The following is a 23,097-nucleotide window of genomic DNA, read 5'->3' as shown; positions in this document are numbered from 1 at the left end:
GTCCACTGTATCCCGAATCAAATTCTAAAAAAGGTTCAGAAAAATCAGGGATCAAAAAAAGAGTCTTCCTGCATACTGATAAGATCAATGTTTCCGAAATAGGAACCTCCTATAAAAAAAGATTCAAGAACCATATCTGTTTTTCTTTGCATGGAATCATTGTTTTCTGTGTCGAGATAAAATGAGAAAGCTAAAAAGGCTGTTAGGAATAGGCTGAGAGCAGCAATAGATAATTGAAAGGTCTGCTTTTGCCTTCTTTTTTGCTGTACTTTATTAGCCATATTTTTACTCCAATTTTGACTTTGCAGTTTCTCTTCAATGGCTTGTTGTAAATCGTTCTCGTTCATTTTGACCTCCCCAATAATCTTTGTAAAATTTCTTTTCCCCTGTGCATTCTGGATTTTACGGTTCCTTTTTGTATGGATAAGGTTCCGGCAATCTCCTTTTCTGTTTTCCCTTTATATGATAAGGAAAGAACTTCTCGATACTTAATCGGAACTTCCTTCCATATACTCTTTAAACCTAATAACGAAAATGTGGAATAATTTTCTTCGATTTCTTCTCTTACTTCTTCTTTTAAACGTTCCGTTTTTTTAAATTCCCTATTCATTTTCTGATTTAAACGAATCGTTTCATTTTTTGCAATAGAATAAATCCAGGTGGAGAGTTTTGATTCTTCTTTAAATTTTCCCTGCATTAAAGCTTTATAAGCTCTGAGATAGGTTTCCTGGGCTATATCATCTATGTAGTCCAGGTATTCAACTTGAATGTAGGTTCGAATTGCAGAAAGAACATATTTCTTAGTCTCTTCAACAATCTCTTCGAAATTTTGGGAGTAGGCCATAGAAAAAAGGGGAGGCTTAATGCCCCCACCTCCTTGCATACATTTTCTCTGCGAGTTCCACCAGTTTTTTCTTCTGTTCCGGACTCAAAGTTTTATGAAATTCGATTAACTTGTCTGTAAAATATTCTCTCATTTCATTTCTTCCTTTATCTGTTTTAGCAAAAATCTCATTTACTTTCGCTTTGTCAATGGAATCCTTTTTTAATTCGGCCATTACGAGTTTATGGACTTCTTCTTTCTCTGCTTTTTTATCTTTTCGTTTTTGGAGAAATTCTGTTTTGATGCTTTCGAGATGTTTTTTTTGTGCATCATTCAGGTCCAGTTCTCCTGATATTTTCTTTACAATGTGGTTGGCAAACTTTTCGGGATCATGCTTTCTGTGCCGGCAATGGCTGAGGCTTAAAACAAGTCCGATAGCAAGTAAGAAGCTAAGTAGTTTTTTCATGTTTCCTCCTGATTTGTTTTATATGACCTGAACTTTGCTCCCAGGTTCCATTTTTTTAGTCGGAAAAATAATATTTGATATACGAAACAGAGTGGAAAAAGTGCATAAAAAAACAACGGAGACAATTATGAAAAAAATTTTATTTCTTAGCTTTACCCTTATTTTTAGTATCATAGGCCTTTTTTCTCAGGATAAACCGGAAGAACCTAAAAAAGCTGAACCTGCAAAAGCAGGAGGAGGGGATTCCATAAAGAAAGAAGCAGAAAAAGAGAGAGAGAAAAATCTCGACGAACTAAAAGCTGATATAGACAACAAGGTGAAAGAGATAGAGGAAATTCATCAGAAGTTATTGGATTTTGATCCTTCAGTAAAAGAGGAAGTTTTTTTAGAAGATGCAACAACTTCTAATTATAATAGCCTTGAAAAAGTGAATATTTTTAAATACACCCGTATCAGTTTTGATAATCTGGCCATTAAGAAAGTAAAACTTGTAACACAGAAAATTCCTTCTTATAATGAGCATAATTATACTCATAATATATTGGAGTTTGATCCGAAAGACCTTGAGTCTGCGGTAATAACTGTAAAAACCTCAGAAAGTATTGATGTATCGACTGTGAAGGACTATTTTCCGAATACAAAGAAAAAGGTTTTCAAAATAGTTTATAACAATTTGCATAATACTGCTTTAAACCTGACCTTTCAACTCAGAAAACATGAGAAGTTGAAAGAGGAAAAAGAGAGAAAACGAACTAATTTCTAAGGTTCCTTTTGAACGGTCTGGTTTGACTTGACTGTTTTTTTCTGGGTGTCAGGGGGAGAATTATAATAATTATAGATAAAATTCTGAATAATCATTTTCTCTTCCTCTCCCAGGTTTTGAATTTTCATTATGGCATTTTTGGAAGAGACCCGGATGATAGTTCCTTTGAGTTTTATAAATTCCTTATTCAGAGGGAAATGAACATCGACCTGGTCACCGGCATAAAAGGGAGTGTTCGATTGGAATTTTATGCCTCCGAGGCTGAGTTCAACAATGGTTGCCTCAATGCCACTTCGGTTTTTACTGGCACTAATAAACACATTGCACTGGGCTTCTACTCTTACTCTTGATTCTTTTCTTCTCTGTTTTTTTGGATCAAAGACATTGTATTTCTTTTCAAAAACTTCTTTAATTTCAGCCATTATAAGCCCCCTGCGGATTTTAAGTATAAGGGGGCTAAAAATTAAGTCAATAAATTATTTATTAATTGGGTTTTTCTTCCAGAACGATAGAGGTGCGAATTTTCTTTTCTTCTCGAATGAGCTCTAGTTTTAAACGCTTTCCGACTTTAGACTTACGAACATAGGAAATAATGTCTTCCGGAGTTTTTACATCAATTTGTAGGCCGGCTTTATCTGCCGGAGAGTCTTCGACTATTTGTTTTACCAGGGCACCTTCTCTTGCTTTTAGTTTGAGTTCGGTTTTATCGTTTTCAGAAATTGCATCAATCCCGATTCCTATCCAGGGTCGAACCACTTTTCCATTGGTTTTAAGCTGGTCTACTATATCTTTGGCTTCATTTATAGGGATGGAAAAACCGATTCCTACGGAACCACCACTCGGCGAGACTATCATACGATTGATTCCTATGACTTCTCCATAGATATTTAAAAGAGGGCCACCACTGTTACCCTGATTTATGGCAGCATCGGTCTGGATATAACTTACACCGGAAGCATCCAGTCCGCCACGTTTGACAGCACTTACTACTCCGAGGGTAAAAGATTGTTCAAAACCGAGTGGGGAGCCAACGGCTATAGCCCAGCTACCAACTTTTACTTTAGAAGAATCTCCTAAAACGGCGGGTTTCAGTTTTTCTCCTTTGGGATCAATCTTGAGTAGGGCAATATCCATGGTGCTATCGGAACCGATTAACCTGGCTTCAAAGGATTTATGATTTTTTAATTTAACAGTTAACTTATCCATATCTTTGATAACATGGTGGTTGGTGAGAATGAAACCTTCCGAGTTTAAAATAATCCCGGAACCCAGACCGTTTTGCTTTTGTTTCATAGACTTTCCACCGAATTGCTTTCCAAAAAAAGGATCGTTCATGAAAGGATGAACATTCACGTTAACTGTCCTTTCTGTAGCGATAGAAACAACGCTGGGGGATACTTCATCAAATACTTCTTGGAAAGCGTTTTGAAGATCTATGGCACTGCTTTTGGCCGGGCTGGCTTTTTTCTGTGGATCTGCGTTTACCGTAAGACTGCTGTTCTTTCCTCCGCAGGTGAGAATTGGGGAAAAGAAAGTACCTATGAGTAGGGAAATTAATACTAATCCTGCCGTTCTAAATATTTCTTTTTGTAACAATTTATACCTCCATTTGGGTTTCAATATGTAGACCCCTGTAAATTCTCAATTGGTTATAAATTTTCTCTTTCTCTAAGCCGGACAGTGCTTCAGCCAGGAAGAGGGCAGGAAGTAGATTTTCTCTTGACAGGTGTTCTTTTCTGGTTAAATCTCTTCTTCGGAGAGAAAAATGGCCGCCGATGATGAATATATTATAATTCCTAACCCCATCTACGATGTAGTATTTCGCTACCTTATGGAGGACGAGGAAAGTGCGAAAATCATTCTTTCGACTCTCATCAACGAGAAAATCATCAGTATAAAGCCTGAACCTCAGTCCAAAACCGAGAAAAAAGAGAGCTCGGCCATACCGCTAAAAGACCCCAAAACCAGCGACGACATACGGCTTTTTCATCTCGACTTTTCTGCGAAGATAGAGCTTCCGAACGGTAAGGAAGAGCTTGTTATGATAGAATTGCAGAAAGCGAGTAAGCCCAATGAGATTTTTCGTTTTAAGCGTTACATCAGTAAGAACTTCCAGAAAAAGCAAACACAGGAAATAGTAGATCCCGGAACACAGGCAATAAAGGAAATCGAAAGCCCCATTCGTCTTGTTCCTATCTTTATATTGAACTTTCGGATTGAAAATGAAATAAACGATCTCTTGATTCGTACGAAGCATGATAAGGTAGGAGTTTTCAAGAACAAAAACTTGCAGAGACACAATGAGTTTATAGATAATCTAATCTATGATATCTGGGTGGTGCAGGTTCCCAATTTGCAGAGTATCAAAGAAGAAGACTATGCAAATGATGAATACAAGAAAAGACTCTATACCCTGCTCAGGATATTTGATCAGGCATCTCGTGAAGACAAGAACGAACACCGGCTACGCCTGACCCGAAAGGTATTTCCTGACTACTTTGACCGTGTTATCCAGCGTTTACAGGCAGCCGCATCAGAAAACCCGGATATGGAAGAGCAGATGTATGCGGAAGATGAATATATCAAAGCTTTAATAGATCGTGACAATTCGATTGCTTTTCTCACCGGTATAGTGGAAGAAAAAGAAAAAGCATTGGAAGAAAACAAAAAGGCATTGGAGGAAAAGGATAAGGCTCTGGAGGAGAAGAATCGTCTGATTCAGGAACTGGCCGGAACTCTTTTGTCTGCCGGTCTACCGATAGTCGAAGTGAGTAAGAAAACAGGTTTATCTACAGAAGAGCTGGAGAGATTATAAGCTCATAAATCTAATAATTTACTAAGCAAGATTTCGCTTTTACTGATGAATTAAAAGACTAAAAACTTGCCAGAGCCTGTAGCTTCATTTTCAGACAGGCTCTTATAGGACTTTACCGGATGGTTATGTTCCCAGTAGTATTCTTTTCCGTTTATATATATGGTGAAATCAGGAAGAAGGGCAATGCGGCCATTTTTATCAATAATTCGTTTTTCATATTCCCAGATAAATCCATGATAGGAAAGTGTGTCGGCAATGATAACTTCTCCTTTGCTGCGAACGTAGACACCGGAGGCGGTCCTGTGATTATGCTTTAAAATTATCGTTTCTATCCCTAATTCTTTTTTTTAGTAGAATGTTAATCTTCTCAAAAAGATATTTCGATAATCGCATACCGAGTCCCTCTTGTTTTTCTTCATACCATTCATAGGCTTGATGAAAATCTTTTTCTGCTCCTTTTTCAAATTTGTATTTCTTGTCCATATTTTTCTTTAAACCTAATTTGTATTTGTTCAGGAGTTAACAATTCGTCCGGATTCTGGATGGCATTCTGAACTCTTCTATTGAGTTCTTTGTTATCATCTTCAGAAAGTCTATCATCATTTTCTTCTAAATTTAGAGAAATATCTCCGTCATGGATGGCGTATTTTAAATATAATAACTCTACATATTCAAATATATTCTTTTGTATTTCCTCTGGTAGCTCCATAAGCCTTATATTTAGAAGTTCAATATTCTTTTTTTGACTGTCCATATAGCCATTTATGACGAATAAACTTTTTTTATACAAGGATTTTTTGTATCCACTTAAAAAAGCAGGAAGAAATTTCCTAAACTACCATATAAACTGGTAGTCAGAGCTTGCAAATACCAGATTTCTATTGATTTACCTGGCTTAAAATTCTTTCCAGCTCTTCTCTATTAGTTTCATTATAATCTATAAAACCATCGAATCCGTCTAATATCTTTTTTGACCGACTCACATGTTCTATTCCTTTTGTATCCACAAGACAAAAGTAATAATAACCCTGTTCATCCTCAAGGCTCATAATCTTTTCCTATAGAAATAGTTAATAAAATAATACTTATGTACCAGTTTCTTCATGTATTCTTCTTTTTTGCAAGCTTTTTTATTTTAGACAGGGACAGAGCAGCAGATTCCTTATCAATTTTCTGGTAAGTTTTCTTTTTATAAGCCTTAAGGATTTATTAGATTAAGTTATTCTTGAATTTATTGTATTAATTTTAGAACCGTATAAATATCTTTTGTTGGCTCTCCAAAACAGATTTCAGGATTTATTGTAATTCTTTCTAATAGTTGATTTTCCATCTTCTCCCTCTTCTGTCAAAGGAAGTAGTTTTATAATTCTAAAAAATGAATCTGTAGTGATTTATTGAATAAAACTGCACCGGGGGTTTAGAAAACAGCTTGAGGTAAAGTTAATTTATCTTTTTATTAAATAATTTGGCTACTTCGAATATTTTCAATTAACTCATCAGCCGTTTCTTCTGATTCCCAGCCACCAAAAGCATCCATAAAATATTTCATTCTTTCTTCTTTGCTTAAATTTTCTGGATGAATATCTTCCGCTTCAAAGAAATAATAAGAGTCTTCTCTTTTCTTGTCTTTCTTTATAGATTCAGAAATCTTTGATATTACCTCTGCTTTTGTTATAATATCCAGACGATCTATGATTTGTAAAAAATTACTGATTATATTTTTAATTTCTTCCCTGTCGTTTATGATAATGTCCATTTTATCCCCCTATAGAGTATCTAAGATCCCAAAAACTATACTTTAAAAGCTAATTCATATTCTTTTAATTTGTAGTTATTTTAAAATATTTAATCTATCAATATTTTTTTTGATATACTGATTTAATTCAGTATGCTTAATTCATCGAATAATTCCTCACCAGAACCCGTTGCCGTTTGTCATTCAGTACAGAATAAAAGTTCTTCCTTTGCTTCTTTACGTAGTTTGTGTCCGTATTTTCCCTCCAAACTGCAAAAGTCTTTATTAAACAAAATATACTGTTCTCCCTGTTGATTCACCTGCATACTTTTCTCCTATTGAATCTGGGACCCTGTTTCTTAGTGACAGGGAGAGATGGAATTCTATAATTGATATATAGCCATGATAATTATATATTATTGGACTATCAAGTAATATTTATACAAAAAAAAAGAACTATGAAAAAAAGTGATTACAAAATCCTCTTTACCTTTCTAAAACTAAACCAGAAGGAGTTTGCAGAGAAGTATGGACTTCAACCTTCCAACCTGAGCGAAATTGTAAATGGAAGGGCCAAAAGACTTCCGGTAGAAGTGATTCTTAAACTTCATAAAGAACATAATATCAGTGTAGAGTGGTTAATAGAGGGAACAGGTTCTATGTTAGCCGGACCAAATTCTTTAAGCGATAAAGAAAAAGAACTCATTTCAGAGGTCAGAAAGGATCCCAAACTCTTAGATACAGTAAGAGGATTTATTGAATTGTTGAAACGGAGTTATAAGTGAAACTGCACCGGAGTCTCATAAACCCACCCCCGGAGCTACCGAGCCCGAAGGTAGATTTAAGTTGTGGGTGTTAAAACTTCCTTCGTGAATTTGAACAGGGTGAAAAGCAATCCTTTGCTTCTATGTATATTTTGACGAAAGAATTAGAAAAACGTTTTGATTTTTTCTCTTTTTTTTAGATTGCATTTTCTCTGGTAGTATTTTCCTATATCGTGTGTTTTAGAAAAACTAATGTCTTTATACACTAAGTAGGCTTTAATATATTTTTCAACTGCTTGTTGAGAATGAAAACAAACAGACTCAACAACAGGGTCTTCAAAGCTCAATTCCCTTTTTGCTGTTAATAAATCTTTATCAGCTTTCATTAACCATGCTTGCACAAGACTATTCTTGTCTCTCATATATAACCTTACCTTTTTCTAATACAGTATTTACAAAAGATAAATGCACATCTTTCCATTCATCCACTTCTGAGCTTTTATAAATTACAAAGTCAAATTCTATTTTTTCATAATTCCTAAAAAGTTTTCGCAATTCTCTTGCTCTTTTGTATCTGGGTAATTTGGAGTCTTTTAATATGATAAATATATCTATATCACTATCTTGAGTAGGATTTCCGTATGCATAAGAACCAAATAAAATAATTTTCTCCGGAGTGAAAATACTGAGGATATTATTAATACACTCCTGTAAAAACTCTTCGGATAAAAAGCTTACTTTTTTATTTACTGTATTTGATGACATAGTAGTTAGACTGATTATTGTGATGAATCCAAGTTCCTTTAATATTTCCTTTACTTATTCCACTGACAACGCAAGGTTACTGATAAATCTCGGTTATCCTGCTGTTTCACCTGTTTTATTGGATATTTTTGCCTGTATACAGGATTTTAATTGGCCGATAGCCAAAGAACTTACACCGTTTTTGATTTCCCTGGGACGTAAGAGTCTGGATATAGTTAAGAATATTTTTCTCACGAATGATGCTGTCTGGAAATACTGGGTAATACAGGAAGTCATTGCCAGAATGCAAACTTCTGAATTAGAACAGTTTATCCCTTTATTGCAAAACCTGAATGAGAATCTTTCTGCTGAAGACATAAAAGGAGAGGTACACCTGGCCATTGAAGAAGATCCTTATAAAACGATTCGCAGATAAATCGATTATTCGTCTTCATATTAATCATCAAGCTCTCTCTCAATCCTCCCCTTCCAACTGAATTATTTTTCCATAAGCTGGACGAAAATCATACTCTTCGGTTAATACCCAGAGGACTTCATAGGGCATGGCTTCATCCGGATAGTCGATATAGCCATCGGTTATGACTATCAGGTTTTCTACCTCTGGATCTTGCGCCAGATATTCCATGCCGGGTGTCATATCGCTTCCTCCCATACCGCGAATTGTATAATTCTGCAATTCCTCCGGACTTAGCCATTCATCCGAAGTTACTTCTGTATCACACTGTAACAGGTGGATTTCCGGAATCATCAAGGAATCACAAAAAGAAGCGATTACACCTAAAATGCGGCTGAGTGTATCATACATAGAACCGCTGGTATCAAGTAATATGTGTATGGTATAACCTTCCCTCTTGTGTCCGGGTAAGACAAAGTCATAGCCTGTACCGCGTCTACTGGCACGGGAATAGGTTTTTCCGGTTCTTGTTGTATTCTCCATCCATTGTTGTAGGGCCATTTCCCAGGGAGGTCTGTAATAGGAGCGAAGCATGTCGATAGAATCTTCCATTTCTCCTGCTACATTATCCTTGCCGTATCCGGGCATTCCAAAAAGTTTTTCGAATTCTTCCTGAGTTGCTTTCATACTGAGTGCGTTATTGCAGGCTTTTTCTATTTCCTCAATACGTTCTTTTTGCTTCAGTGAAGTTCTTGTTTCATTCGGAAACAGTCGCCTTTCCAGTTCTTCATCTATAATATCTGAATGGCCTCCGAGTTTATCCAAATTATCTTCACTTGCTGGCTTCCCTTTTTGTAAAGCTTTACGCAAAGCATCTGCCATAGCTCCTCCCTGTGAAGGAAGATTAGAACCAGCGTTTGTTGTGATTTGAATATTTGTCCAGTGGTCTTTCGAAGAGATATGTTGGGGATTATTTTCTTTGAGATAGTAATAGATTTCTTCAGCAGAGGCATCGTGTAAGTGTGTTTGATGTTTTAATATACTTTCTATATCTAATCCACCTACCGGAACTGAATCAAAATTTAGTTCTTTTTTTAACTTCCGATTGATTACAAGATCATGGGCAATATTAAACAATCGATGAATAGAACCTTTACCCCTATCGTGTGTTCGCAGTGCAAGGTGATACAGCTCATGAGCAAAAATAAATGTGGCTGTAGGTAAATCCAGAAGATAAAACCAGTCCGGGTTTATCACCATCCTTCCGGTAACGGTAATACCGGCTGTTGGAATTTCTTTATGCTCCGAGATAAGCACTTTTTGGATAAGACCGGAAAAGTAAGGTAATTGTATACTACAAAGCTTTATAACCCGTTCCAGGAATTCTTTATTCTCCAATGCCGGTTACCTCTTCTAAGGTCTTTTTCAAGAAATCATTCAATCCCAGGCTTCCCCATTTATCCACATTGCCGGAGAGTAAAGTAAAGAGATTATCCGTGGGAATACTCTGTAAAAAGTTTTCCAATTCTTCCACGCTGAAGCCTTTTAATTTATCATCTTCGAGGGCACGACGAATCGAGTGGAGTATCATCCAGAGTTTCGTGCTATCATGAGGTAACTTATCCAGTGATTTGATATACTCTTCTATTGCGAATATTTCTGTAAGTTCATTTTCATAGATAGTAGAAAAAATAGCAGCATCTTCCGCAGACACCCTGCCAAAAGCAAGGGAACGTAAGAGAGGCAGATCTATCTTACCACTTTTACTACAGAGGTGAATGGCATTAGACAGGGAAGCCCAGGCACGCGGTGTGGAGAAAGGTACGGGTTTATCGGGAACAGGACGCATGAGAGCATCCGGCATAAATTTGATGAAAGCTAATATGTCGGGATGAATGCCGGATTTTTCCGCCCAGTCTATCCATTCTTTGACATCGACTTTTATTTGCAGAACAAAAGTTCGGTTGACAAGGGCAGAACTCATTTGTCGGACTAAGGCCCTGTCTTCCTGCCGGTTTCCTGCGGCTACAACCCAGGTTCCTTCGGGTAGCTTGTGTTCACCCAGTCTTCTTTCTAAGAGAAGGGCATATAGGGCTTTTTGCACATCGGGAGCCGCTGCCGGAAACTCATCCAGGAAGAGACAGAAGGGCTTTGGATCTTCAGGTAAGAGAATGCGAGGAGGACAGAAGACGGAGCGTTCATTGACGATACGCGGTATACCGCTTACATCTTCCGGGGCAATCTGTGTACCGAGAAGAGAACGTACTTCAAGACCTTCTTCTTTAGCTGCCTGTCTCACTACATCGGACTTGCCAACACCGGGTGCGGAAAGAATAAGAATACTCTCCTTTGCTGCCATTGCTTTAATCAACCTTTTTGCTTCACTGAGTGTAATTGTTTCCTTTTCTAAACCCATTTTGTTTTCCTTTATAATAATTCTCCGTCTTCGTTGAAAGTTATTGTTGTGCCGGATTTGTAGGTTATTCCATTAATAGAAGTGTCCTGTGCTAATCTTCCTCCCTCAAGATTTCCATTTTCATAAAAGTTAAGCCAGGTATCTTTTTTAAAAACAATTCCGTTGATACTAGTGTCCTGCGAGAGAATACATTTTGTAATGTTTCCATTTATATTAAACCAAACCCCGGTATCTTCTTTAAAAAGAACCCCGTTGATGTTAGTGTCCTGTACTAATATTGCATTTGAAATTTTTCCAATAGGATCCCAACTGATAAAGCTATGTTTATGAAGGGTTATACCATTAATCATTTCATTATCCTTAAGTTTAGCATACCAACATTTCGTTTTTTGATTGAAAAAATAAATTTCACCATTTGGATACAGGTCTCTATTATTAAATCTCCTTTTATTTTGAATCACTAATTTTGCAATAAATAGTTTCTCCGAGTCTAATTTAAAATAAACTACATCTCCCTTTTCAAGTTGAAAATCAAAATAATGTGTATGTGAATCAAGAACTCCTTTTTCAGGTTCAAAATTTGAATTAAGTATAATATGGCGAAAATGGGTAGAGAACTTTTCTATATATACATTTATTACCTCAAAGCATTTGTCTTTCTCGTTAAAGTTAAAAACTGTGCTTTCGATAATTTTCATATCTACTATTGTTAGAATATCTCCTGTGATTACCTTTTCCAATACTCCGTTATTTGAAAAATAATATTCACTGTTAGGTGGAAAGCAAGCATGATATTCAGTACCATGTTGAGAGTTTGCTTGAGTTATTTTTAGTTTTTGTTCAGCATTTGTTTTTAAATAAATTATATTCTTCTTTTCATCAATTTTATATTTACTTACATTTTCAAATTCTAATTGGTCTATCAGAATAGTCTTTAATGAGTATGGATATATAATTATTGTATTTGAAGTGTTATCGATACTGATAGCCGAGAGTGCATCAATCTCATGATTTCCTAATTTACCATTTTCTGAAAATATAATCGTTTGTGGTTTGTTATTTTCATATTTAAGCAGTGAGCCTTCAGGAATAACCATTCCATCTATTTCCAATTTTTCATTTGATATGCAATAATTTAACTCAGGATAGGAATAAAACAGGTGAGCCTGTCCCGGAGTAATTGCAAGACCTTCAACTTTTTCTAAAAATTTTACGCTTTTAGGAAATAAGTATTTATCTAAATATAAAATATCTTTTTTATGGTGTTTGTTATTATGAATCATTTTATCAGATTTTAAAATAAGACAGAAGCATAAATCATCGATATCACCTGATATTGCTCTTACAATTTGATCTATAAACGAAAAGTAATCTTTGGAATCATTTCTGAGCCAATTTGTTTTCAAAAAAAAAGGATTAAAAGTTTTAAACCAAAGAACTTTTTTTTCTTCCACTGAGAGCAGGCATAATTCTTCCTCTTTATAAACCGGTATGCCGTTTACATCCCCATCTTCTGTAAAATAAATAGAATGAAAAGCTCCTTCCCGCGAAAAAATAAATTGTATTTTGTTTTTTATAATCTCAAAAGTATTGAGTCCAATTTCCTTTGCTGTATTCGCTGAAGAAGTCCAAAATAGATACACCTGCTTAAAAAGTATTTGAAGTTGAATGAGTTTATCGAGAAAAGTTACATTTTCTCTCTTTAGCAGTGGTATTTGAACTTTTGAATGTTTAATAAAAAAATCAGGAGTGTAGTAATTCTGGATTAGAAATTTATATTTAGGTTTCTGTAGATATTTTTTATACCTATCAAATTCATAAAATGTTTTGAATTCTTCTACAGGAATTTTATAATCTTTCGTGTTAAGCGACTTTTTCTCGGGGTTTCCATCGAGGGCTTTTAAGAGTTTTAATATTGAGTTGAAATCATTACTTGTATTTTTAATAAGATATTCGTATAGTTCTTTGGTTTTAGCTAAAAGAGATGGATTTTCTTTTTGTAAAAGCTCTCGATAAAGCTTATCTATAAACACTAAATCTCTCTCCCATTTGGAAATATGTATTTCCAATTCCTCATTGAGAGTATAAAACATGCGGGCATAGTTTTCTCTATCTTTGGATGGCTTTTTGATTCTATCGGGAGATTTAACACCGCCACCACTACGTTTAGCCGGAAGAGATTCTTTGGGAGGAGAAAGAGCTTCTTCTCTCGGAACTCTCTTGCCGAAATATTTCTTCCACTCTCCATCACCAAATACAGTTTCATCTAAGAATCCATTATCCAGAAAAGCCCAGACTTCCCTTGCTGTCATTTGCTTCTGTTCGAGTTTATAGAATATGAGTTCCTGTATTGTGTTCATGGGCCAATTCCTAAAATCCTAAAATAGAGCGAGAAACTTTTCTCCAAACAATTTGTCACTAATCGGAAAATATCGTCATAACTTCCATCGACATGGGCTTTATCAAGAGCATCGTAATATTCTAATCTTTCTTTTATTTCAATGACAATAGGTGGATATCCATCTCTGATTAACTCGAAATTCATAAGCAATCTGGCGGTTCTACCATTACCATCAACAAAAGGATGTATTTTTACAAACTCGGTATGCAGCCTGCTTGCTCTTTCGATTGGATGTAAGGTCTGCCACTCGTTTTGATAACTTCTTATCAAAGCCTCCATTTCACCGGACAATTGCATAAAGTCAGGTGGAATATGTCTCGCTCCACTTATAACAACATTCGCTTTGCGATATGTCCCGGCATTTGTTTCATCTATACCTTTTAGAACAAGGTGATGAAAATTTTTTATCTGCCACTCACTTAAAACTTCTTTCTCTTTTACGAGATTCTCCAGATAGAGAATAGCTTCTTTATGGTTGATGGCTTCTAAATGTTCACGAATAGTCTTGCCTCCGACTGTAATGCCTTCCAGTACTACCTTGGTTTCTGAAAGGGTCAGGGTATTGCCCTCAATTGCGTTGGAATGATACGTCCAGTCTATAAGCAGTTTTTCCCTGAGGCTTCGAAGACTTTCCGCAGGAAAGGGTCTGTGTTTATCGAGAAGTTCTTTTTTATTCTGTAATTCAATAAATTTCTGTTGCATTTTATATATCTAATTTACCTTTTTTACTCTTCCACTCTTATAAAAGACGAGTGTATCGCCTGAATGAAATAATTCTCCATAAACTTTGGTGGTATTTGCTAAAGTACCTTTTTTTATTTTACCATTATTATAAAATTCTATAAGTGTTCCTGCTTTGAAAACAGTTTTCTGAATAAGAGTATTTTTTCTTAATGTTCCGGATTTGATATTTTCACTGGCATAAAAGTAGACAGATGAATATCTTTTAAAATAGATTCCTGAAATCTCTGTAATTCTTTTTAACTTTATTTCGGAAATTTTTCCATTTTTATAAAAACTAATATCATCTCCCGGACTCAAATTAAACTTGCTTACCTGCATATAAGCAGCAAGTGTACCTTTTTTCAAAGAACCATTTTCATAAAATTCAATCTTATTTCTATAGTCAGGACTATAATATCCAAAATAATAACCATTAATCAATACTGATTTTGCTTCAGCTTCTTTGATTTGGCCGTTTTCAAAGAAAAATATTCTATCATAATTTTTCCAAATGATATTATTTATTGTATTCTCGCCAGCAAGTGTACAATAATTTATTCTACCATTAGGAAAAAATAAGAGTTCTCCATTTTTTACAATATGAATATCGTAAACAGTTATATTTGTGGAAGGAATTATTTTTGATATAGAACCATCTTCATAAAAACTGATTATAGAATTTTTTGGTATAAAAGAATTATTTACTGTCGAATCTCTTCCGAGACAACCGGAAGTTAAATTTCCATTTTTTGAAAACTCTAAATATTTATAGGATATATTTTTTAAACCTTCATATATATTTATATACAGGAAACGTTTTAGCAGTTTATCAGATTTTTTAATAAAAAATACATTCTTTTTATAATAAGTTTCATCAATAATTTTTATTAATTTCAGAGGAATAAGGCATTCTAAGTAATTAATAACGTTTTTGTATTTATCGAACATTATATTTGTATTATATTTAAAAGGTAAACCCATGTAATAAAAAATATCTTTTGCACTGAATGCACTATAAACAATTTTTTCTTTTTTCATTACAAATTTGCATTTATCAGGATATTTATATCTTCCAAAGCTTCTACTAACTCTGGTATAAAATCGATAGATGCTTCCATCAGGATTTAAGTGAATTGTTTCTCCCGAATAGAAATCATAACCGTGGTAATTCCAATTTGCTCCAAGATCAACTCTTTTAACTTTATCTTTGTTGAAGGAAATTGTACTGCCGGCGGGGTATTCGACACCATCTATTATATTATTATAAAAAAGTTTAGCTTTGCATAGTTCAAAAGATTGGTTAAAATAGAGCAAGTCCGGTTTTTTAAACCTTAACTTACCATCAAAGAACTTTCTTTTCTTTCCAAATTTCAGACAATAAATTTTCCTTACGATTTCCAATTCCTCACCTGCATAAATATCGAGGCCACCGTATTTTGTATCTTTTTCGAAATATATAGATACCAGATTGTCCTTCTCATCAAACTTTAAAATATTTCCTCTCGCTGCACTATGCGGAAGGCTTTTGTTCAAACTTCGGAATTTATCTAACATGTTTAGGAAATCCTCAAGTATCAACTGTAGGTGAACAATATTATTTAAAAACTGGATCGAAGTATATCGGTTTATTGGAAAGAAGAGTTTTTTCATAATCAAAGAGTATTGGGGGGTGTAATATTCAGAAAGAATTAACTTGTATTTTGTTTTAGAGAGTTTCTTTTTGTATTTTTGGAAAGCAATAAAATGTTCTATTTCAACAAGAGATATTTCTTTATGATCTAATTTTGGTTTTAAGTCTGAGAATATTTCAACTATAGTTTTTGTGCTTAAGATTACAATCAATTCCTTTGCTAATTTTTGTAAAGATGGGGCTTTTTCTTTTAATAAAGTTGGATATAACTTATATAAAATAGAAAAATTACTTTCCCATTCAGGAAGAAGAAGTTCTAATTCTGTATTGAGAAGCTGGAATAGCTTGATGTGATTATCTCTTATTTTGGATGCTTGCTTTTTACTTTTGTTTGAAGTATTCTTATTTTTTGACTTTTCCCTATATTTCTCCTGGAGGCTCGAAGGATTCATGCCGAAATATTTCTTCCATTCCCGGTTTCCAAAAATAGTTTTATCTAAAAATCCATTATTAAGCAATTTATTTACTTGTTCCGGAGTAAGCCGGTTATTTCCTAATTCGTAAAATATAAGTTCCTGTATTGGGTTCATGGGCTTTGATTACTGATTTATATGATTCACATGTCCTGTAGAAATAGTCAATAGAACCATATTCGGTTCGTGTTATCTACCAGTTTCTTTATATATTCTACTTTTTTGCAAGCTTTTTTATTTTAGACAGGGAAGAGGGGAGTAGACCTTTAGAATAATTTTAATGTTAAAGTTCATAGTTTTCCAATAAAAAAAGATTTACTTCTTTTTCTAATTCATCTATATTCCAGCAATCAATGGTTTCATTGTTAAGTATATTTTTCAGCAAAGGATTCAGATCGTAGGGTGATGATTCTATAAACAATTCTTTTTGAGTTTCATATTTATTTTCAAGTACATTATCTACCGCAGTATAAATATTGTTTATCATCAAATCATCGCCAGTAATATAGTCTATAAAAGAATATTTCGTATCATGATGAAGCAGAGTATCATCTACAAATTCTACTCCTCTACTTTTCCATTTCCAAATTAAATCTTTTGCTTCCATATAATAATATTTAGACAAACTTGATCTGATCAAATATTTCATGCTAGCATGACTCATACCTTCTCGGATGGGACCTAAAACAAGCTCTAATGACAGAGGAGATTCCTCCAATAGTCTTGCTCTCTGGTATGAATATTTGTCTTCCAATACTTCATCAAGTGCTGCAAGTACATCAGAGCTTATACAATTATTACTGGAAGACACATGATAGAGGACATAATCCACAGACCACATCATAGGATCTATATCTATAAATGTAAGCCCCCTTTCTTGCCATTTACCAAAAAAATCATAAGATTCACTGTAAAAATAGAGCATATCCTGAAAGATATTCTCTATAAAAGAATGTAATATAATCCTTTTAATTTTGAGAATGTTTTTTGGTGTTTTTAAATTTCGAGGAAACTCTTTCCAATCACTTTTTATTTTAAAAATATTTTTAAGCTCTATATTCAATCCCTTTATGTTATCAGAAGTGAAAACCTTTTCTTCATCATACATTAATGAGCCATATAAGCTTTCATCTTCAGAATGTAAAGTTTTAGGAGGATAGAAGTAAAAATTATCATAATAGCCTATTTTAAAACTATTTATAAATATTCTAAGTGATTTACTTATCATTCTTTCTAATAAACCGGATTCTTTCTCTATAGCTAATACTTCATCTTGCAGGACTTGAACAAATTCATAGTAATTTTCCGGATGTACCTGTATTCCGTGTTCTTCATACAAATCATTTGTGATATCAGGAAAACCATTATAATCACGATTAAAAAAACTATACTTCTTCTGGTTGAAATAGATTTTCTTGTTCCAGATCCTCGGATGTTTCAAAAATTTTTGTGTATTCATGCTTTTGTTTACTCTTTTAGCTATCCCGGTGTGAATAAATTGAAATTTGTTGATTTATTGGTTTTTTCTAATGTTTAAAATCAGTTCTATATTTCTTTCTACCTCTTCTCTATCAATCGTTCCGGTGTTTTTCGAAATTAATAGTTGCTGTTTTAGTCCCTGTTGTTTATACAGATTGTTCTTAACTTCGCAATCTTTTCGGTATTTTTCTTCGTTCCACAAGCCTTTGTTTTTATAAAACCAAATTCTGTTGATACTTTTAGCTTGCGACAGGTAGAACTTCCGGCACAATCAGAAATTATATTCAGAGCGTTAGAGTTAGTCCCCTGAATCGTTAGGGTTTACAAAAACGGAACTCGCCAGAAAATAGTTTTGGCAAAAAAAATCAACAGGAGAGTTCCGCATGAAGAAGAATAAAACCAGCCATCATTCCAGTCAAGAGGAAATTTTACCTCTGGAAGCCTTTCGTAAAATAGCCCATAATGAGCTTTTAAGCCTGCTTCAGAAAGCCAGTATAGAAATCATTCAACAGTTTATTCAATTGGAAGTGGAAGAGTTATGTGGGAAAGTTTTTTCTCATAAGAAGAATGATTTATGCCACAGAGGCGGAAGCGAAAATGGTAGTATCTATATCCAGGGACAGAAAGTTCCTTTACGAAAACCACGAGTTCGCAAAGGAAATGAAGAGCTTCCATTAAAGAGTTATAAAAATCTCAGAAAGATGGATAATATTTCAGATAGAATATTAAATGTCTTATCAGCAGGTGTTAGTTCTCGGAAGTATGAAGAGGTAATTGAGAAGTTATCAGAAGATGCTGGTTTATCCAAAAGCTCTGTTTCGAGACAATTCATTTTAGAATCGAGAAAAAAGCTTGATGAGTTTAAGAACAGAAAATTTGAAAATCATAAATTCTTTGCAGTATTCATAGACGGAACTAATGTGGGAGGTCAATCTATAGTAACAGCTCTTGGAGTTGATATTGAAGGAAACAAGCATTTCCTTGGATTTTCAGAGGGTTCTACGGAGAACTATGAAATTACAAAAGAACTTTTAGTGTCTTTCCGGGAGAGGGGTCTGAAATTTACAGATAAAGTGATTTTTATTTTGGATGGTTCAGGCTCTTTAAAGAAAGCCATAAAAGAACAATTTGGAGATAGTGCAGTTATCCAGAGATGTACCAATCACAAGCTCTGGAACTTACTCGCAAAGCTTCCAGAGAAACACCATGAGGAATGTAAGCTTCGTTATCGAAGAATCTTTTCTTGCAATGAATATAGTGATGCTAAAGAAGAATACCTGGGTTTTGAAACCTGGCTAAGTCGAATAAGTTATTCTGCTTCAAACAGTTTAAAAGAAGCAGAATATGATCTATTAACTATTCATAAAATACGAATGCCTGTGGAAATGCGTAAAACATTTTTAACAACGAATACAATTGAATCTGGTTTCAGTGGCCCCAAATCGTTAATGAAAAGAGTCAAGAAATGGAATCTGGGAACAGATATGATTTCAAGATGGGTATCTGTTAATTTGCTTTATCAAGAGAAAAGGTTTCGCAAGATAAATGGAGTTAATAAAATTAATATATTTTTAGCTGACTTTTTAGAACAACAGCTTGACAAAAAAGTAGCTGCATAATATCTTATATATGTTCCGTTTGAACTCTAACGGTATGTGGGACAAGCTCGAGCGTTAAGTTTGGACAGCTTCAGATTTTTTATATAAGTTTTTAGCTTTCATTTGCGATTTTAAGAATAAAATTTAGTAACTCATCCGAAAAATAAATATCTGATTTTCTTAATACTTCCACTTTTTGTCTAATTTCTTTATATAACATTTTTTCTTTTGCAAGTAAAAGAACACCGAGACTTCCAATAATTTTAACATTATTAATCTCTGCAATTTTTCTTCCTCGTAAATCGTCAATCAATAATCTATCTGCATCTAATTTTTTGTATAGAGCGATAGCTTCCAACTCTCCCAGTTCTAAAGTTCCATCTTTTATTATTGTGATATTTTCTAAATCAACAATTATAACTTTTTCTTTTAAATATTGCATTAAAGTATCCGCATGTTTTTTAGTTTTTACCATTACTTCTTTATATACAGCTTCTGGAACCTTTACTTCCTTAAACAAAAAATCTAAAGCTCCCAATGAATCACAGGTAGCAAGGGCAATTAACGCTGAACTATCTGCAACTAAAATCATAAGAAATCCTTTTTCAAGCTTTCCCATTCTTTTTTCATATCTTCTTCTGAAATATTTATAACAGGGACCTTATTATTTGAGCATTCCTGCATAAATCTATAAATATCCATATTGGCAATATGGGAAGCTTTTGTTATAGAAATTTTTCCCTGTTTATAAAGCATCAAGCTCAAACTTAACTGAATATCACTAATAAGGCTTGAACTATCATAGAATGTAAAAAAAGGGTCTTTGAAATCAATAGATACTTGCATAACTTACCTCTTTATAATTCAATTCCACAACACAATATCGCTAAAATCAATGATTTTTCAGAATTTTAATGAACAAATTTCTTAATAAATATTATCCACTCAATTTTTCCGGGAAGCAGGCAAAAATATCGTAACTTTCTAAATCATCTAAGATTTCTTGAGTTGTCATTCCGGAAGTCAAAAGATCTAAAGCTCCCAAAAAACATTTAAAGGTTTTTCACATCTATTTTCCTTAGAAATATTTTTAGCCTGACTGCTTGGATTTTAAACACTCAATATTTCTTTCTACCTCTTCTCTGTCAATCGTTCCTGTGTCCTTCGAAAGCAATAGTTGCTGTTTTAGTCCCTGCTGTTTATACAGATTGTTCTTAACTTCCCAATCTTTTCGGTATTTTTCTTCGTTCCACAGACCGAGATGTTCCCAGTAGTATTCTTTTCCGTTTATATATGGTGAAATCAGGAAGAAGAACAATGCGGCCATTTTTATCAATAATTGGCTTTTCATATTCCCAGATAAATCCATGATAGGATAGTGTGTCGGCAATGATAACTTCTCCTTTGCTGCGAACATAGACACCGGAGGCTGTCCTGTGTATTTTCTCAGAAACCCGGTAGGGTTTATATTCCTGTGTGCAATTCCGACAATTATCGCAATTTCCGCAGGCCTTCATTTCTGTAAAACCAAATTCTGTTGATACTTTTAGCTTGCGACAGGTAGAACTTCCGGCATAATCAGAAATTGTATTCAGAGCGTTGAGTTTGGACAGTTTCAGATTCTTTATATAAGTCTTTAGCTGTGTTTTTTCAGAAAGATTTATTTCCTTATCTGCTTCAAGGGAGATTTTTAGTATAAGTTCTTTAACATATACTTCTTCTCTTAAATATTGAGAAAATAGGATTTGTAATTGTTCTTCCGAACTGAGATGGCTGAGATTTTGTTCTTTGAACCAGTTCCTGCTTTTGCTTTTCTCACCCTGTAAATTTTCTACCTGGCAGCTAAATTTTAATTCTTTTAGTTTTAAATTTCCCTTGAGTAATCTCCAGAATAGAGCCATGTGGTGGATGTTATATTCTTCTTCTACTATATTGTTTATTGTATTTTTTGTATGCGAAGCAAAGTCTACAATCTCATCGATTTTTTTATCCTCATTTTCTTTGCCGTATATCCGGGATATTCCCTGTTTAAAAAAACTATGGTCTTTGGAATGGTAGAAAAGCACACAACGTGAGTTAGTTCCATCTCGTCCTGCTCTTGAACATTCCTGCCAGTAGGTTTCCATATCCGGAGGAACATCATAATGAACCAATAACCTGACATCGGGAATGTCTACTCCCAGTCCGAAAGCACGGGTGCATACCACTCCCTTTAGTTTTCCTTCTTTCATTCCCTTAAGTATTTCATTTCTTTGCTTAAGCCCCAAAAACGGTAGCTTCTCCCGATTATTTTGCTCCCCGGCACCATAGAAATATTGGAATTCTCCGAGTCCCTGTGCGTTTAGATATTCTGCCAGTTTGATGGTTTTCTTCCGACTGTTTATAAAAATTAATGAGCTTCCTTCTGTTTCTTTCAGTTCTTTAAGAAGGTTATTTTTCTTTAAATTTTCATCTGAATTTTCAAAACAAAAACAATTCAGAGAAAGCTCCTGTCTTTCTAATTGCAAAGGATTGTATAAATTGGTTATATATTTCTCTTCCGGTATGTCCAACCAGTTGCAGACATCTACCTGCATTTCTTTTGATAAGGTTGCCGAACAGGCGATAATTCGGAGTTTCTTTTCTTTACATAATATAGCACTGAGTAAAAACTCACTGCGAAAATCCGGCCCCCAGGAGCTTAAACAATGGGCTTCATCCATTATGATTACCGAGGGTGGATTTTTGTCTATAAGAGCCTGTGTGAAAGGATTACAGAACCTTTCGGGCGACATGAGGAGGTATTTTCCCCCTAAATCCCCCGTGGACGGGGGACCTGGTTGGTGGGTGAACTTCTGGTAGATTTGTCGGATTTTTTCTGCTCCCTGATCTCCTGCTATATATTCCGCTTCCTGTGGATAACGGTTTGTAATGTCCGCCATTAAAGCAAGGGTAGGTGAAATGATGATTGCATATCCTGAAAGACTGGCTGCATATTCTATGAAGATTCTGGTTTTTCCAAAACCGGTAGGAAGAATATAGATGAAATTCCCTTCTGAGTTTTGTATTCTCGTTATCGCTTCTTCTTGTTCCGGTTTAAGTCCAGTCATCTTCTCTGTTATGGAATTCACTGTAGGCTTCCCAATGGTTGGCATCTACAGAATACATGAAGGCAATTCTATCGGCTAAGGCAAGGGGATATTTTTTGTATTTCTCCGGCAATTCGGCTTCGGTGATTACTATATTTCCCATCTCGGTGAAAACTTCGGCGTACTCGTTTAAAGATACTTTTGTGTAATCCTTTGCCATCGGCAGGTTGGAGTAGAAGAACTCACTTCGCCTGTTTATTATCGGACATTTTTCCGGGTAGAGCCTGTACATCCATTCGGTGACGATTGCTTTGCCGGTTTTCTTTGGGATTCGTCCCATGTCGAAAAGTTCATCTAAATTTGTGTTGCCTTTTTCAATAGAGTCTACGACCTTTTTCACTTTTTCAAATAGTATGGAAGAAGGAATCCCCTGAATTCTACGTTTTACCTGACCGTAGGCATTGCTGGCCCATGAGAGATATGGATCTAAAAGCACATCTTCTTTGAAAATATCAGGGTCATCTTCCTCGATAGCCTCCTGATATTTCGCATGGACAAATTTTCTATTTTCATCTGCCCATGTGTATATATCTTCTCCCCGGACATAATCGTAGAGGGTAAAAAATTCGTTTTCGATGAAATACTCGGCGTATTCATCGTCTTCGTAAAATTCACGTTCTTTGTGAATTTCTTCGATAACCCATTCTTTTTGTTTTTTGTATAGTGGCATGGTTTTATCTCCAAAGTATTTTTATGATAGTCGTCCTGTTAATATCAATATGCC

General features: G+C 34.7%; 27 protein-coding genes. 5 read left to right on the top strand and 22 right to left on the bottom strand.

Annotated features, from left to right (window positions below; genetic code table 11):
* Nucleotides 1-44: 44 nt before the first annotated feature.
* From H7A25_10655 to H7A25_10645, 3 genes are read right to left on the bottom strand one after another with little or no spacing between them, the layout of a single operon-like run.
* Entirely contained in the window at nucleotides 45-347 is a 303-nt protein-coding gene (locus H7A25_10655) for a hypothetical protein (GenBank protein MCP5500354.1), read from the bottom strand.
* Nucleotides 344-883, bottom strand: a complete 540-nt coding sequence (locus tag H7A25_10650; GenBank protein ID MCP5500353.1) for an RNA polymerase sigma factor — start codon at nucleotides 881-883, stop codon at nucleotides 344-346. The genes H7A25_10655 and H7A25_10650 overlap by 4 nt, the downstream gene beginning before the upstream one ends.
* Nucleotides 861-1,289: a Spy/CpxP family protein refolding chaperone gene (locus H7A25_10645; GenBank protein ID MCP5500352.1), complete on the bottom strand. Its 429-nt coding sequence runs from the start codon at nucleotides 1,287-1,289 to the stop codon at nucleotides 861-863. The genes H7A25_10650 and H7A25_10645 overlap by 23 nt, the downstream gene beginning before the upstream one ends.
* 127 nt (nucleotides 1,290-1,416) lie before the next feature.
* Between H7A25_10645 and H7A25_10640 the strand changes: the two genes are divergently transcribed.
* On the top strand, nucleotides 1,417-2,052 hold the full coding sequence (locus tag H7A25_10640) for a hypothetical protein (GenBank protein ID MCP5500351.1): 636 nt from the start codon (nucleotides 1,417-1,419) through the stop codon (nucleotides 2,050-2,052).
* Here the strand turns inward: H7A25_10640 and H7A25_10635 are convergent.
* Nucleotides 2,049-2,474, bottom strand: coding sequence for a PilZ domain-containing protein (locus H7A25_10635; GenBank protein MCP5500350.1), 426 nt, complete (start codon nucleotides 2,472-2,474; stop codon nucleotides 2,049-2,051). The two genes, H7A25_10640 and H7A25_10635, sit on opposite strands and share 4 nt — an antisense overlap.
* 61 nt (nucleotides 2,475-2,535) lie before the next feature.
* Nucleotides 2,536-3,648 (bottom strand): trypsin-like peptidase domain-containing protein, encoded by a 1,113-nt coding sequence (locus H7A25_10630; GenBank protein ID MCP5500349.1) that lies wholly within the window; start codon nucleotides 3,646-3,648, stop codon nucleotides 2,536-2,538.
* A 169-nt stretch (nucleotides 3,649-3,817) separates the two neighbouring features.
* On the opposite strand from H7A25_10630, the gene H7A25_10625 reads away from it, so the two are divergent.
* Nucleotides 3,818-4,867 (top strand): hypothetical protein, encoded by a 1,050-nt coding sequence (locus H7A25_10625; protein ID MCP5500348.1) that lies wholly within the window; start codon nucleotides 3,818-3,820, stop codon nucleotides 4,865-4,867.
* 306 nt (nucleotides 4,868-5,173) lie between these two features.
* On the opposite strand, the gene H7A25_10620 is transcribed toward H7A25_10625, so the two are convergent.
* The 4 genes from H7A25_10620 to H7A25_10605 form a co-directional block, all read right to left on the bottom strand.
* Nucleotides 5,174-5,350: a hypothetical protein gene (locus H7A25_10620; protein ID MCP5500347.1), complete on the bottom strand. Its 177-nt coding sequence runs from the start codon at nucleotides 5,348-5,350 to the stop codon at nucleotides 5,174-5,176.
* Nucleotides 5,328-5,621, bottom strand: coding sequence for a hypothetical protein (locus tag H7A25_10615; GenBank protein MCP5500346.1), 294 nt, complete (start codon nucleotides 5,619-5,621; stop codon nucleotides 5,328-5,330). Before H7A25_10615 ends, H7A25_10620 begins: the two co-directional genes overlap by 23 nt.
* 124 nt (nucleotides 5,622-5,745) lie before the next feature.
* Nucleotides 5,746-5,916: a hypothetical protein gene (locus tag H7A25_10610; protein MCP5500345.1), complete on the bottom strand. Its 171-nt coding sequence runs from the start codon at nucleotides 5,914-5,916 to the stop codon at nucleotides 5,746-5,748.
* A 407-nt stretch (nucleotides 5,917-6,323) separates the two neighbouring features.
* On the bottom strand, nucleotides 6,324-6,623 hold the full coding sequence (locus H7A25_10605) for a hypothetical protein (protein MCP5500344.1): 300 nt from the start codon (nucleotides 6,621-6,623) through the stop codon (nucleotides 6,324-6,326).
* A gap of 437 nt (nucleotides 6,624-7,060) precedes the next feature.
* On the opposite strand from H7A25_10605, the gene H7A25_10600 reads away from it, so the two are divergent.
* The gene (locus tag H7A25_10600; protein ID MCP5500343.1) at nucleotides 7,061-7,387 is read left to right on the top strand and encodes a helix-turn-helix transcriptional regulator; all 327 of its coding nucleotides are present in this window, start codon (nucleotides 7,061-7,063) and stop codon (nucleotides 7,385-7,387) included.
* Between the two features lie 143 nt (nucleotides 7,388-7,530).
* On the opposite strand, the gene H7A25_10595 is transcribed toward H7A25_10600, so the two are convergent.
* Together H7A25_10595 and H7A25_10590 are read right to left on the bottom strand one after the other, a co-directional pair.
* Nucleotides 7,531-7,788 carry a HEPN domain-containing protein gene (locus tag H7A25_10595; protein ID MCP5500342.1) on the bottom strand — a complete coding sequence of 86 codons (258 nt, stop codon included), beginning with the start codon at nucleotides 7,786-7,788 and terminating at the stop codon, nucleotides 7,531-7,533.
* Nucleotides 7,772-8,131, bottom strand: a complete 360-nt coding sequence (locus H7A25_10590) for a nucleotidyltransferase domain-containing protein (protein MCP5500341.1) — start codon at nucleotides 8,129-8,131, stop codon at nucleotides 7,772-7,774. Before H7A25_10590 ends, H7A25_10595 begins: the two co-directional genes overlap by 17 nt.
* A gap of 22 nt (nucleotides 8,132-8,153) precedes the next feature.
* Between H7A25_10590 and H7A25_10585 the strand changes: the two genes are divergently transcribed.
* Nucleotides 8,154-8,546: a DUF5071 domain-containing protein gene (locus tag H7A25_10585; protein MCP5500340.1), complete on the top strand. Its 393-nt coding sequence runs from the start codon at nucleotides 8,154-8,156 to the stop codon at nucleotides 8,544-8,546.
* 39 nt (nucleotides 8,547-8,585) lie between these two features.
* On the opposite strand, the gene H7A25_10580 is transcribed toward H7A25_10585, so the two are convergent.
* From H7A25_10580 to H7A25_10550, 7 genes are all read right to left on the bottom strand, one after another.
* Nucleotides 8,586-9,923, bottom strand: coding sequence for a hypothetical protein (locus H7A25_10580; GenBank protein ID MCP5500339.1), 1,338 nt, complete (start codon nucleotides 9,921-9,923; stop codon nucleotides 8,586-8,588).
* Nucleotides 9,913-10,941 (bottom strand): AAA family ATPase, encoded by a 1,029-nt coding sequence (locus tag H7A25_10575; GenBank protein ID MCP5500338.1) that lies wholly within the window; start codon nucleotides 10,939-10,941, stop codon nucleotides 9,913-9,915. The genes H7A25_10580 and H7A25_10575 overlap by 11 nt, the downstream gene beginning before the upstream one ends.
* An 11-nt stretch (nucleotides 10,942-10,952) precedes the next feature.
* A complete protein-coding gene (locus H7A25_10570; protein MCP5500337.1) occupies nucleotides 10,953-13,301 on the bottom strand; it encodes a hypothetical protein in 2,349 nt (782 codons plus the stop codon).
* Nucleotides 13,298-14,044 carry a Fic family protein gene (locus H7A25_10565; protein ID MCP5500336.1) on the bottom strand — a complete coding sequence of 249 codons (747 nt, stop codon included), beginning with the start codon at nucleotides 14,042-14,044 and terminating at the stop codon, nucleotides 13,298-13,300. Before H7A25_10565 ends, H7A25_10570 begins: the two co-directional genes overlap by 4 nt.
* A 9-nt stretch (nucleotides 14,045-14,053) precedes the next feature.
* Entirely contained in the window at nucleotides 14,054-16,285 is a 2,232-nt protein-coding gene (locus H7A25_10560; protein MCP5500335.1) for a hypothetical protein, read from the bottom strand.
* A 166-nt stretch (nucleotides 16,286-16,451) separates the two neighbouring features.
* Nucleotides 16,452-17,627 carry a hypothetical protein gene (locus tag H7A25_10555; GenBank protein MCP5500334.1) on the bottom strand — a complete coding sequence of 392 codons (1,176 nt, stop codon included), beginning with the start codon at nucleotides 17,625-17,627 and terminating at the stop codon, nucleotides 16,452-16,454.
* 54 nt (nucleotides 17,628-17,681) lie between these two features.
* Complete coding sequence (locus tag H7A25_10550) at nucleotides 17,682-17,849, bottom strand: hypothetical protein (protein ID MCP5500333.1); 168 nt, start codon at nucleotides 17,847-17,849, stop codon at nucleotides 17,682-17,684.
* Between the two features lie 181 nt (nucleotides 17,850-18,030).
* On the opposite strand from H7A25_10550, the gene H7A25_10545 reads away from it, so the two are divergent.
* The gene (locus tag H7A25_10545) at nucleotides 18,031-19,266 is read left to right on the top strand and encodes an IS256 family transposase (GenBank protein MCP5500332.1); all 1,236 of its coding nucleotides are present in this window, start codon (nucleotides 18,031-18,033) and stop codon (nucleotides 19,264-19,266) included.
* A 91-nt stretch (nucleotides 19,267-19,357) separates the two neighbouring features.
* Here H7A25_10545 and H7A25_10540 read toward each other — a convergent pair whose 3' ends face one another.
* The 4 genes from H7A25_10540 to H7A25_10525 form a co-directional block, all read right to left on the bottom strand.
* Nucleotides 19,358-19,837, bottom strand: a complete 480-nt coding sequence (locus H7A25_10540; GenBank protein ID MCP5500331.1) for a DUF3368 domain-containing protein — start codon at nucleotides 19,835-19,837, stop codon at nucleotides 19,358-19,360.
* A complete protein-coding gene (locus tag H7A25_10535; protein ID MCP5500330.1) occupies nucleotides 19,834-20,091 on the bottom strand; it encodes a UPF0175 family protein in 258 nt (85 codons plus the stop codon). The genes H7A25_10540 and H7A25_10535 overlap by 4 nt, the downstream gene beginning before the upstream one ends.
* Nucleotides 20,092-20,459: 368 nt before the next feature.
* Nucleotides 20,460-22,355: an ATP-dependent DNA helicase RecQ gene (locus H7A25_10530; protein MCP5500329.1), complete on the bottom strand. Its 1,896-nt coding sequence runs from the start codon at nucleotides 22,353-22,355 to the stop codon at nucleotides 20,460-20,462.
* On the bottom strand, nucleotides 22,321-23,043 hold the full coding sequence (locus H7A25_10525) for a hypothetical protein (GenBank protein ID MCP5500328.1): 723 nt from the start codon (nucleotides 23,041-23,043) through the stop codon (nucleotides 22,321-22,323). The genes H7A25_10530 and H7A25_10525 overlap by 35 nt, the downstream gene beginning before the upstream one ends.
* Nucleotides 23,044-23,097: the final 54 nt, after the last annotated feature.

The organism is Leptospiraceae bacterium, from assembly GCA_024233835.1.
Taxonomy (GTDB): Bacteria; Spirochaetota; Leptospiria; order Leptospirales; family Leptospiraceae; genus JACKPC01.
The sequence above is the reverse complement of the archived record's forward strand: the minus strand, read 5'-3'. Positions and strand labels throughout refer to the sequence as shown.